This is a genomic window from Nocardia sp. NPDC001965 (genome assembly GCF_053594175.1).
On sequence record NZ_JBSFDZ010000011.1, the window covers coordinates 178,309 to 190,752 of the forward strand.

The window sequence follows — 12,444 nt, forward strand, 5'->3', positions numbered from 1 at the left end:
TGAGCGGAACAGCCCGAACCGGAACCGGCTACAGCGGCAGCAGGTGGTGTTTACGCGGGTTGCGGACAACGGTCTTGTCCCGCAACAGGTGTAGCGCACGCCGCAGTTCCAGCCGGGTCTGCGCGGGTTCGATCACCGCGTCGATGAAACCACGCTCGGCGGCCACCCACGGGGTGGCCATGGTGGCGTTGTAGAAGTCGATCATCTGCTGGCGCACGGCCGCTTTCTGATCCTCGGGCGCGGCCGCGATCTGCGCCGCACCGATCAGGCTGACCGCGCTCTCCGCGCCCATCACCGCAATGCGGGCCGTGGGCCAGGCCAGGTTGATATCGGCGCCCAGCTGTTTCGACCCCATCACCGCGTAGCCGCCACCGTAGGATTTGCGGACCACCACGGTCACCTTCGGCACGGTCGCCTCCACGAAGGCGAAAAGGAAACGGCCGCCACGTTTGATCACGCCGACCTTCTCCTGTTCCACACCGGGCAGGAAACCGGGAGTGTCGACCACGAAGACCAGCGGGATCTCGTAGGCGTCGCAGAGCCGGACGAAATGCGAGGCCTTGTCCGAGGCGCGGGCGTCGAGGGCGCCCGCGTACACCATCGGTTGGTTGGCCACCACGCCCACACTGCGCCCGTCGACCCGGGCGAACCCGGTGATGATGTTGCGGCCGGCTTCGGCGCCGTACTCGTGGAAATGGCCGTCGTCGAACATCCGCAACAGCACTTCGTGCATGTCATAACCGGAGTTGTCGGAATCCGGCACGATGCCGTTCAGTTCCCGGTCGGAATCGGTGATCTCCGGCTCCAGCCCCGGGTTGATGATCGGAGGCTGCTCCTGGCAGCTGGTCGGCATATAGGACAGGTACTCGCGCACCCAGTCGAAAGCGGCCTGCTCGTCCACCGCGACATGGTGGATATTGCCGTACTGGGCCTGGCTGTGTGCCCCGCCCAGTTCCTCGAGGCTGATGTCCTCACCGGTGACCTCACGGATCACTTTCGGACCGGTGACGAACATATAGGCGGCCTCGGTTGCGACCACCACATCGGTATTGATCGGTGAGTAGACGGCGCCACCGGCGCATTTACCGAGAATCAGCGAGATGGTGGGAACCATCCCCGACAGCCCTTCCTGCCGGGTCGCCAGTTCGGCATACCAGGCCAGTGAGGACACCGCCTCCTGGACCCGGGCACCGCCGGAGTCGTTGATACCCACCAGCGGGCAGCCGACCTTGGCCGCGTATTCCATCACCGCGGCGACCTTGCGACCGAACATCTCGCCGACCGAACCGCCGTACACGGTCTGATCATGGGAGAACACCGCGACCGGGCGACCGTCGACCAGCCCGTGGCCGGTCACCACGCCGTCGCCGTAGAGCGCATCGGGATCACCGGGCCGGCGCACCAGGGCACCGATCTCTACGAACGAACCCGGATCGAGCAGCAACTTGATCCGGTCGCGCGCGCTGGGAATCCCCTTACGCGTCCGTTTCGCGACGGCGGCCTCACCCGCCGGTTCCTGCGCAAGTTCCAGTCGTTTACGCAGATCGGCGAGTTTTTCGGCAGTCGTGCTCACTTGCTCCCTTTCCCGGCCGCACTCGAGCTGATCCGGTCGAGTTTAGCGGTCAGGTCCGCGCCGATTCGGCCGATCCGCGGTTCGTCGATGATCTGGAGATGGTCGCCGGGGATATGCACGACCTCGAGATTGGGCAGGTACTCGTCCCAGCCGCCGTTGGGTCGGCGATCGGCGTACCGGGGTTCCAGCTCGATCGCGCCGTCGTGGTAGCGGTCGGCGAGGTAGAGCACCACATCGCCCTCGTAGTGCGTGGGCTCGACACGCTGGAGCGCGCGGTTCTCGATCCATGAGGTCTTCTGGTGCTCCAGCACCCCGCCCGGGATCTTCGCCCCGGTCATCTTGATCAGGTCGGTGATCATCTTGAACTGCTCCTCCTCGGAGGAGTCGGCCAGTTCGCGGAGCTGGCTGTCGTCGAGTTCACCGGCGATATTGAAGGTCTTGCGGGCGAAGACCTGATAACGCCGCATCCGCTCCAGACGCTCGGCGGCGGTGTTGCTCTCCGGTTCGGCCGGAATGGCGAGGTCGATCAGACCCACCAGGCGCACATCGGCGCCCTCGGCACGCAGGATCTGCGCAACCGCCATCGCCAAGACCGCGCCCAGCGACCACCCGTAGAGGACATAGGGTCCCTCGCCCTGAAGTTTGCGCAGTTCGGGCACGTACTCGCGGGCCCGTTCCTCGATCGCGCCGTCGACCCGTTCGAAGCCGTACATCGGCGTGCCCTCGGGCAGCCGTTTCAGCAGCGGCTCGTACACCAGAGTGTTGCCGCCGGCCGGATGGAAGACGAAAACCGGTACCGCGTCGGAGTTCTCACCCCGGGCCCGGATCGGACGCACGAATCCGTCCACATCCGCGCCGCTGTCCTGCAGGGTGCGCACCACATCGGCGAGCTGTTCGATGGTTTCCGAATCCAGCACATCGTCGACGGTGATCTCCGCACCGACCCGCTCGGTGAGCCGGGCGGCCAGCTTCTCCGCGGTGTCCTCGTCCAGGATCGGCAGGTTGTTGAAGATACCGCCGGCCGACTCGCCCGTTATGGTCGCCCAGGCCGCATAGGTCAACCGTTCCGCCGCGTCACGTGGCGGAACATTGTCCTCGTCCGAACCCGCACCGCCACCGAACAACGCGGCACCGGCGGCCGGGACCGGTTCGGCCTTCGGCGCGGGGCTCGTCGGCGTGACCGGTTCCGGTTCGCTCACCGGCGCTTCGGCATCGGCGACACCGGTTTCCTGGTTCAGCGCGGCGACCGGATCCTGTCCCGCCTCCATGGCCGCCTTGGCCGCGTTCACGAAGTTGTCGTCCACGTTCAGCGCGCCGGATTCCCCGCTGGCCTGCTGATCGGCCATCTCCTGGACCTGGTCGCGGTGCTCGATCGCGTAGTGGAGCACCTTGCCGACCTCGTGCAGGCTGGCGTCGCGGACGGCCGAGACCTGCAGCTGCGGGATATCGAATTCGTATTCGACCCGGTTCTTGATCCGCATGGCCATCAGCGAGTCCAGCCCGAGCTCCATGAGCGGGATCTCCATCGGCAGGTCCTCGACCGCATAGCCCATGGATTCGGCGACGATCAACGCCAGCCGCTCCTCGACCGTCTGACCGCTGTCCGGGTTCCACCGGTCGCCGAAGCCCGCGGTATCGACGACCTCGACGACCTCGGATTCGATCCGTGCGGGGACGGCCGGGCTCGCATCCGGTTCCGCCGCAGCGGGCAGGGCGGCGCCGGAGGTGACGACCGCGTCGAACAACAGCCGGAACTGCGCGCCGTCGCGGGCGTGCACCTGGATGGACGCGCCACCTGGATGCGGGGTGAGCGTCGTGACCAGGGTTCCGATCGCGGGCAGCGGCGCGTGCGTCACACTGGCCCCCGGGTGCACATCCGCGAGTACCTGCGCCGCGGCCGAACGCACCAGCGTGGGCAGATCGTCGACCGATGCGGCCCGGACCTCCCAGACGTGCCGGCCGTCCGGCAGTGCGACGGACGCCCCCGGCACCCGGGTGTTTCCCCCGGCCGAGAAACCACTGACCTTGGGCCAGTACGGTTTCCGCACGAACGCGGTGCGCGGGATATCGGCGTAGGGTCCGTCGGCGACCAGCGAACCCAGGTCCACCGGATGTCCGTGCACGTACAGCTGCGCCAGCGCGGCGATCACCCCGGCGGACTCGTCTTCTTTGCGCTTGAGCGTCGGGATCAGCTGCGCGTCCGGCAGTCCGGCGGCGAAGGTGGTGCCCAGTACCTGCATCAGCGCGACCGAGTTCGGCGCCAGCTCCAGGAACGTGGTGACCCCGGAATCGACCGCGAGCCGTACCGCGTTGGTGAAGTACACGCTGTGGCGCATGTTCTTCACCCAGTAGTCCTCGGTGTGCACCGGGTCGTGCCCGGGCGCGTAATACTGCTCCTTGTCGACCGTGGAGTACAGGCCGACCTTCAGCTTCGTCGGCTCGATCCCGGCCAGTTCGGCGGCCAGTTCGCCCAGCAGCGGGTCCATCTGCGAGGTGTGCCCGGCGCCCTTGGTCTGCAGGACACGCGCGAACTTACCGGCGGCCTCCACCCGGCCGACGATCGCCGAGACCTGGTCCACCGGACCACCGATCACGGTATTGGTCGGTGCCGCGTACACCGCGACCTCGACATCGGGGAATTCCGGCAGCAGCGCGGCGACCTCGTCGGCGCTCATCTCGACCAGCGCCATATTCCGCACATCGGCGTCGGAGAGCATCTGTTCACCCTCGCCCATCAGCCGCGAACGCGCGCAGATGGTGCGTACCGCGTCCTCCAGCGGGAGACCACCGGAGATATAGGCACCGGCCACTTCGCCCATGGAATGCCCGACCACCGCGGCCGGTTCGGCGCCGTGCGCGCGCAGCAGCGCGGCGAGGCCGAGCTGGATGGTGAAGATACCGACCTGGGAGGTGCCCACGTCGTAGTCCTGGGCGTCGTCGAGAATCATCTCGCGCACCGAGTACCCGGACTCGTCCTGGACGAGTTCGTCGACCTCGTCGACGGTACGCCGGAAGATCGAGTTCTCCTGGTAGAGCTGCTTACCCATCTTCCGGTGCTGGGCACCGAAACCGGCCAGCACCCACATCGGGCCCTGGGCGGCCGGAGCGTCGGCGGTGAAAACACCCGGTCCCGGCTTACCCGCGGCGATCGCGCGCAATCCGGCGACGGCCTCGGCGTGATCCTTGGCCAGCACCACACCGCGCGAACGCCAATGGCTGCGTCTGGCCAGCGAGCGGGCCACATCGACCAGCGGAGTCCGCTGTCCCGCTTCGGTTTCCAGCCAGTCGGCCAGATCCGCGGCGGCCCGGCGGCGTCGCGAGGGAAGGTAGGCGGAAACCGCCAGGATCACCGGCAGCGGTTCGGCACGGTCGACCGACCATTCGGGCTCGGGCGCGGCGTCCGCGGTGACCGATTCGGCCTCCGCGACCACATCGGTGGTCGAAACCGCCAGCGTGTCCTCGTCCGCGTCGGGCAGGAACGGCTCGGAGACCGCGAGCGGCGCGGCCGGTACATACTCCTGCAGGACCACATGCGCGTTGGTGCCACCGAAACCGAACCCGGAGATACCGACCGTCGCGGTCCCGCTGTAGCGCGGGAACGGAGTCGGCTCGTCGACGACCCGCAGATGGGCCTGTTCGAACGGAATGTAGGGGTTCGGACCGGCGTAGTTGATATTCGCGGGCAGTACATCGTTCTGGAACGCCAGGATCACCTTGGCCAGGCTCGCCGCGCCCGCCCCGGATTCCAGATGCCCGAAGTTGGTCTTCGCCGACCCCAGCAGGGCCGGGGCATCGGCCGCGCGCCCGGCACCGACCACCCGGCCCAGCGCGTCGGCCTCGATCGGATCGCCGATCAGTGTTCCGGTGCCGTGCGCCTCGATGTAGTCCACCGTGGAGGGCACGATTCCGGCGTCGCGGTAGGCGCGCCGCAGCACATCGGCCTGGGCATCGGGGTTCGGGGCGATGAGCCCGTTGGACCGGCCGTCACTGTTGACCGCGGAGCCCTTGACCACGGCGAGGATGTTGTCGCCGTCGCGTTCGGCATCGGCGAGCCGCTTGAGCACCACCAGCCCGGCGCCCTCGGACCGCACCATTCCGTCGGCATCGGCGGAGAACGCCTTGATCCGGCCGTCCTTGGAGACCGCGCCGTTCTTGTCGAAACCGAGGGTGGTCATGGGGATGAGCAGCATGTTCACCCCACCGGCCACGGCGACGTCCGCGTCACCGGCGCGCAGGGCCTGCACCGCCTGATGCACCGCCACGAGTGTCGACGAACAGGCGGTGTCCACCGCCACCGAGGGACCGCGGAAATCGTAGAAATACGACACGCGGTTGGCGATTATGCTGCTCGCGCTGCCCATGATCTTGTACGCCTCGGCCGAGGCCGGGACGTTCGGATCGGTATCACCCAGGCTCATCGCGGCGATGATCTGGAAATCGCTGGTAGACGTGCCGATGTAGACACCGACCGATTCCCCGCGCAGCTCGCTGGCCGGGATCCGGGCGTGCTCGAGCGCCTCCCAGGTCAGTTCCATCACCAGTCGCTGCTGCGGGTCGATCCGCTCGACCTCGATCGGCGACATGGCGAAGAACTCGGCGTCGAAATCGGTGACGACCCGCTGGTCGAGATATCCACCGCGGACATTGCCCGCCGCGACCTCGGCCGCCACCTGCGGTTCGCTCAGGAACTCCGCCCACCGGCCGTCGGGCAGGTCACGGATGGCGTCACCGCCGTTGATCAGGAAATCCCAGGTCGATTCCGGGGTGTCACCCGCACCCGGTAGCCGCGTCGACAGGCCCACGATGGCGATGTCGTGCGCGTCGCCCGGGGTGTATCCGGCGGTGTAGTACTGATCGTCGGCGGCCTCGAGCGTGAGCTCCGGCGGTCCGTTCACGATGACCTCGGCCAGCGAGGCGATCGTCGGATGCTGGTAGACCACGGTCGCGTTCAACACGACCCCGGTGAGTTCCTCGATCTCACCGCCGAGTGCGAGCGCGTCGCGGGAGGCCAGGCCGAACTCCTCCATCGGGCGGTCCACGGTGATCTTGTCGACCGACTGCCCGGTGGCATCGGCGACCCAGCGCCGCAACCACTCCCGCAGCTCGGCGACCGAGAGTTCGGCCCCGGGTGCCGTATCACCGGACGAGGGCGCGTCGCCGGTCCCGGCGGCGCGATCCTCCTCGGCGGGAAGGTTCTCGGTCGTATCCGGCGACATGCCCTCGTTATCAGCCATCAGTCCTCAAGCTACCTGTCTGTACGCGGTGCGCGGCAACAGCCCGCGCATCGCTGTGGTGGATGGGCGCTTCGTTTCGCTCACTCGAGGTCGCGACCCGGCTCGCCGGCCTATTCCTCGGGCGCGTCCGGGAAGGCCTGCTGGGTGTAGCCGCCCCGTAGCGTGCCCTCGACGTAGGCGACCTTGCAGGCGCGCCGGGCGATCTTGCCGCTGGAGGTACGCGGGATGGAACCCGCCGGCACCAGCAGCAGATCGCGCACCGTCACGCCGTGCCGCTGCGAGATCGAGGCGCGCACCGCGTCGGCGATCGGCAACGGATCGGCCTTACCGGCGCCCGGGCCACGCTCCGCCACGATCACCAGCTGCTCGGAGGCGTCGTCGGCATCGAACTTCAGGCCCGAATGGCTACCCTGCTCGAACACCTCGGACGGCAGCTGGTTGGCCGGTACCGAGAACGCCGCGACGAACCCGGGGCGCAGCGCGCTACTGGCCTCCTGTGCGGAGAACTCCAGGTCCTGCGGGTAATGGTTACGTCCGTCGACGATCACCAGATCCTTGACCCGGCCGGTGATGTAGAGCTCGCCGTCGAAGTAGACCCCGTAGTCGCCGGTGCGCATCCAATGGGAGTCGGGTGTGGTGCCCTCGGCGTGGCTGTTCTCGGCCAGCGGGGTGACGACCTTGTTGCGGAAGGTCGCCTGGGTTTCGGTCTCCCGGCCCCAGTACCCGATGCCCATATTGTTGCCGTGCAACCAGATCTCACCGACGTGCCCGTCGGGCTGCTCCCGGGCATCACCGTCGACCGATTCCGGGTCCACGATGACCGCCCACTGGGATTTGGCCACATAGCCACAGCTGACCTGGGCGATCGAGTTCTCGGCGCCCTGCTCGACCCGGACCATGCGCCCGGCGTTGAGCTCATTGCGGTCCACATAGGTGACCTTGGCCTCGTCCTCGGCCTTGGTCGCCGAGACGAACAGCGTGGCCTCGGCCATGCCGTAGCACGGTTTGATCGCCGTCTTGGGCAGACCGTAGGGCGCGAACGCGTCGTTGAACTTCTTCATCGACGAGGTCGTCACCGGTTCGCTGCCGTTGATCAGGCCGATCACATTGGACAGATCCAGCGATTCACCGTTCTTGGGCAGACCGCGTACAGCCGCGTGTTCGAAGGCGAAGTTCGGGGCGGCGGCGAAGGTGCCTGCCCCGTCGGAGGCCGCGGCCAGTTCCTTGATCCACCGGTACGGGCGCCGCACGAACGATGCCGGCGACATGATGGTGATGAACTTGCCGCCTACGGCCGGCAGGATCACGGTCAGCAGACCCATATCGTGGAACAGCGGCAGCCAGGTGACACCGCGCGAGTTCCAGTCGAGATTGATGGCATCCACCATCTGCAGCAGATTGGTGCCCACCGCGCGGTGGGTGATCTCCACGCCCGCGGGGGTCCGGGTGGAACCCGAGGTGTACTGCAGGTAGGCGATATCGTCCACCGCGATATCCGGGCGGACCCAGCCGTCGCCGACACTGTCGGGAATCGCGTCCACTGCGATGATGCGCGGCCGCTGTGCGGCGGGCAGCGCACGGAAGAACTGGCGTACCCCGGCGGCCGCCGAACTGGCGGTGAGGATCGCCGACGGTTTGCAGTCGCCGAGCACGGCGTGCAGCCGGTCGGTATGACCGGGTTCGTCCGGATCGAACAGCGGCACCGCGATCGTGCCGGCGTAGATGGCGGCAAAGAAAGAGATCACATAGTCGAGTCCCTGCGGCGCGAGCACCGCCACGCGGTCACCGGGCTTGGTGACCTGCTGGAGGCGACCGGCCACCGCGCGCAGCCGGACCCCGAACTGTTGCCACGTCAGCTCGTGCACCTCACCATCGCGCTCGCGCGAGTAATCGATGTAGCGGTACGCCAGCGTGTTCGCGTCGTTGCGGGTGTGCTTCTCGACGTGGTCGACCAGGGTGCGATCATCGGGAATTGTGATGTTCCCGTTCTCGTCCAGGTAGTCGTCGAAAGTCTCGTCCATTCCTTCTCCTCCGAGGCGCACGCGGCAACGGCACGATCGCCGCTATCTACTGTGTGGCCCCGACTCGCTTTCGCCGCGGGTGCTCTCCATTCGAGAACCGACCCTGCGGGTTTTGGGTGCGGTCTGCGCGGTGACCGCTATCGGCTAGATGTTCTCAAACCAGAGACATGTTACAGAGACGAGCTTCTCACTCCTCCCGGAGCAAGGGAATCACCGGAGCGAACGCATCCATCTGGGTGGGGAATATGCCCACGTAGGACATTCCGGTGAGTCGGCGCACACGTCGCATCTGGTCGGCGATCTCCTCGAACGTGCCGATCGCCACGTACGGCGAGTTCAAGATCTCCTCGACGGAGAGCTGGACATCCACTTCGAGGTCGGGATGCAGGCCGCGTTCGATGGCCGACAGCGCCATTTCCGCGGTTTTCTCCCGGTCGTCGGTGATCACGATGGCGGTGATCGCCCAGTTCAGCTCGATCTGATCGAACCGGTCCCCGGCGGCTTCCTTGATCAGGTTCACCTTTTCGATCGTCTTCTCGAGGGTGATACCCGAGAGCAGACCCTTACCGTTCGAGGTGGTGACCGGAACGATGGAGACGATATCGGCGTGCTTCGCGGCGAGCTTCAGCATCCTGGGCCCGCCGCCTCCGGTACACAGCGGCGGCCGCGGACCCTGCCGCGGCCGTGGGGTCCCCTTGACACCGTGTACCTGGTAGTACTTGCCCTCGAAGGTGCACTCCTGGCCGCGCAGCAGCGTATCCAGAATGGTCAGCGTCTCGTCGAGCTTGGCCAGCCGGACCCCCGGACGGTCGTAGTCCAGCCCGGCGGCCTCGAACTCGTCGGCCTTCCAACCGGCCCCGATCCCCACCTCGAGCCGGCCCTTGGACAGCACATCGATGGTGGCCAGATCCTTGGCCAGCACCACCGGATGCCGAAAACCGTTGGCCAGCACCGACGTACCCAACCGGATCCGGTCGGTGGCCTGGGTCAGCGCGCCGAGCGCGGCGATCGGACCGATCTGGTCACCGAGATGATCGGGCACCACGAAGGTGTCGTAGCCGTACTCCTCGGCCTGCTGCGCCGTCTGGATGAACTTGCGGGCGCCGCCCTCCTGCTTGTTTCCCTCACCCGCGGCCGCGAAGCGGAACTTACGCAGCGGGGTGCCCAGCGCGCTCAACTCATCCACCGGTACGGCGGCTTCTGTCATGAACTCATGCTCCTGGATATCGGAAGTCTGCGAACCCCGGGCCGGCGCAGGGCCCGGGATGCGCGATCACCAGCGCACTTTACAGCCTGCCGGGCACCGGGGAACACGCTGAGGGCGGTGAATTGTCACAAGACAGCCGCCACGCCGCCGCCTACCCCGGCATCCGCCGATCACGAGTGCGGCGGTGACGGCGCGCTGTTCACCAGACCGACCGCCCAGTCGGCCGCCCACTGGGTGGCGGTCGTACCGTCCGGATCCACCACGAAGTTGTGGTAGAGGCTGTGCACGGGATTACCCACGGCCTGGGTCAAGGTGCCCACACTGCCCAGGATATTGGCCGGACTCAACGCGTTGCGGGGCGCGTCACAGATCAGGTCGCCGGGCGCACAGATCGTGTACACCCGATCCGCCAGATCCCCGAACCCGCCCTTACGGACCCCGGTCATGGTGATCCCGGGCACGGTCAGACCGGCCAGCGCCACCTCGGCACCGACCCCGGGCGGCGGGGTGCCGACCTGGATCGGCTGGCCGTCGCCGGTCTCACCGGACCGCCGGCCGTCCGCGATCAGCGTGACACCGAGAACCCGGTCCGCGCGAACCGGACCGTTGCCCTTGCCGATCTGCTCGGCGATATCGCCGACGATGACCGCGCCCTGCGAGAACCCGGCCAGCACATAGTTGGTGAGCGGGCACTCCTGCTGACGCTGAGTGAGGAAATCGAAGGTCCGGCGCGTGCCCTCGGTCCGGCTGACGTTGTACGACGCCTGACCGTCCGGCGGGATCGCCACCGGATTGGAGAACTGCGCGATATAGGGGACGGTGTAGACGTCCACCCGCCCGGCCGGGAACTGCTCCTGGACCGGCCCGCTCACATTCAACATGAGCGAGGCGGGATTGGCCGTCGGATTGTGCGGGTCGTCGTCGCTGTTGGACTCCCAGGTACCCGGCACCGAGATCATCTGCACATCCGGGCAGCTCGCCGGCTGACTCGTCGGCTCACCCGGGCCCGGCTCGGGACCCGGGCCCGGCCCGGGCTCCCGCAGACACCCGGCCAGCAGGTACCAGAGCAAGATCACGATGACGAGTCCGACGACTCCCACCGCGAGCACGGTCAGACAGCCCGCCGGGCGGCGGCGCCCGGTACGTCCCCTACTCATCGGCAACCACTAGCAGTAGTGCGCTTTGGCGGTACTGATGTAGATCTGACCCGCCTGCTCGACCGGCATCTTCGCCGGATCGAACGACGGATCCGAACCGGCCATCGCGTTCACGAACGTCGCCATATCGGCATCGGAGGTCCCCGCGGCCACACCCTGGCACACGTAATTACCGATACTCAGCGCGATATCCGGCGACGACGGAGTCACCCCTTGTTTGCCCAGCTCGTCGACGAAGGTCTGCTCCTTCTCACCCAGCTGCCCGGATTCGGCCTCCTGCGGCGGCACCGGAGCAGGACGCTCCGGCTCCTCGGCCGGCGCCTCCGGCTCGGCCGGCTGTTCGGGCGCGGGCGCCTCACCCTCCGGAGCCGGCGCCTGACTCTCGGCCGAAGGAGCCGGAGCCGAACTGGCGGACGGCGTGCCGGCCTGGGTCGACAGCGTGGGAGTGCCGGTCGCGGTCGATTCGTCGTCGCCGCAGCCGGCGAGCAATCCGGCGGCCGCGACCGCCGCCACCACACCGAGCAATGTGCCTCGGGTCCGATACATACATTCCATCCTGTGTTCCGGCGCGCGGTGCGCGCGGGTTCACGGCCGCTCGAGTCGGGGCCGCCGAACCACTGGGTTGACCGTCTGGTTTGCGTCCCGGCCCGGCAGGTTGCCCCGGGCCGCGATCACCGAGGGTAATACCAGACCACCGGGCGGCGCCGACTCACCGACCGGTCAGAGGTCGTGGCGACACGATACGAACAAGACCGACAAAGGGAGAACGGCCGGATTTATGAAGGTGGCAGCCTTGCCGGGGAACACAGAGAGCGAGTGAGCCGACTCATACGACCGACGAGAAGCAGGTGATCAGCGCAGATCACCGCGAGGAAAGCCGGGATGGACTACCGGCGGGCCCGGCAGGCTTCTGGTGGGGACGGGCGGGTCACTCGAGAAGGCGAGGATGTGGGCGGAGTTGCGGGCTCGGGGGGCTCGACGTCAAGTGGGTGGGGTTGCTTGTGGGGTGGGAAGCGTGGGCCTGCCCACGACACCAGGCGACACAAACCAGCCCACGACACCAGTGGATGCAGACCAGCCCGCCACGGTGTGCTTGCGACCTGCTCGCGAAGGTGCTGTGTTTTTGGCGCGCTGGCGCGCGCGGGGTTGAGGCCCCCTGGTGTCTCGCCGTTCAGGCCTCGAGACTCGCGCTTCGCGCATGCGCTTTCGAGGCCTGAACGGCGAGACGGGCCTCAACCCTTTCAGGTGTCTC

General features: G+C 67.4%; 6 protein-coding genes. All 6 read right to left on the bottom strand.

All coding sequences use genetic code 11. The features are described from left to right. Window positions 1–28: 28 nt before the first annotated feature. The 6 genes from ACWCPQ_RS18430 to ACWCPQ_RS18455 all read right to left on the bottom strand — a co-directional run bounded on the left by ACWCPQ_RS18430 (window position 29) and on the right by ACWCPQ_RS18455 (window position 11,738). Window positions 29–1,573: an acyl-CoA carboxylase subunit beta gene (locus tag ACWCPQ_RS18430; protein WP_449900230.1), complete on the bottom strand. Its 1,545-nt coding sequence runs from the start codon at window positions 1,571–1,573 to the stop codon at window positions 29–31. After that, window positions 1,570–6,807 (bottom strand): polyketide synthase Pks13, encoded by a 5,238-nt coding sequence (pks13, locus tag ACWCPQ_RS18435; protein WP_449900233.1) that lies wholly within the window; start codon window positions 6,805–6,807, stop codon window positions 1,570–1,572. Before pks13 ends, ACWCPQ_RS18430 begins: the two co-directional genes overlap by 4 nt. A gap of 110 nt (window positions 6,808–6,917) precedes the next feature. Beyond that, a complete protein-coding gene (fadD32, locus tag ACWCPQ_RS18440) occupies window positions 6,918–8,828 on the bottom strand; it encodes a long-chain-fatty-acid--AMP ligase FadD32 (RefSeq protein ID WP_449900235.1) in 1,911 nt (636 codons plus the stop codon). Between the two features lie 187 nt (window positions 8,829–9,015). Next, window positions 9,016–10,035, bottom strand: coding sequence for an LLM class F420-dependent oxidoreductase (locus tag ACWCPQ_RS18445; protein WP_449900238.1), 1,020 nt, complete (start codon window positions 10,033–10,035; stop codon window positions 9,016–9,018). Between the two features lie 170 nt (window positions 10,036–10,205). Next, window positions 10,206–11,192 carry a cutinase family protein gene (locus tag ACWCPQ_RS18450; RefSeq protein ID WP_449900240.1) on the bottom strand — a complete coding sequence of 329 codons (987 nt, stop codon included), beginning with the start codon at window positions 11,190–11,192 and terminating at the stop codon, window positions 10,206–10,208. A gap of 9 nt (window positions 11,193–11,201) precedes the next feature. After that, window positions 11,202–11,738 (bottom strand): DUF732 domain-containing protein, encoded by a 537-nt coding sequence (locus tag ACWCPQ_RS18455; RefSeq protein WP_449900243.1) that lies wholly within the window; start codon window positions 11,736–11,738, stop codon window positions 11,202–11,204. Window positions 11,739–12,444: the final 706 nt, after the last annotated feature.

Bases quoted from the DNA above. Each gene is read 5' to 3' on its own strand.
- ACWCPQ_RS18445 (WP_449900238.1), bottom strand. From the start codon at position 10,035: ATGACAGAAGCCGCCGTACCGGTGGATGAGTTGAGCGCGCTGGGCACC.
- pks13 (WP_449900233.1), bottom strand. From the start codon at position 6,807: ATGGCTGATAACGAGGGCATGTCGCCGGATACGACCGAGAACCTTCCC.
- ACWCPQ_RS18450 (WP_449900240.1), bottom strand. From the start codon at position 11,192: ATGAGTAGGGGACGTACCGGGCGCCGCCGCCCGGCGGGCTGTCTGACC.
- ACWCPQ_RS18455 (WP_449900243.1), bottom strand. From the start codon at position 11,738: ATGTATCGGACCCGAGGCACATTGCTCGGTGTGGTGGCGGCGGTCGCG.
- fadD32 (WP_449900235.1), bottom strand. From the start codon at position 8,828: ATGGACGAGACTTTCGACGACTACCTGGACGAGAACGGGAACATCACA.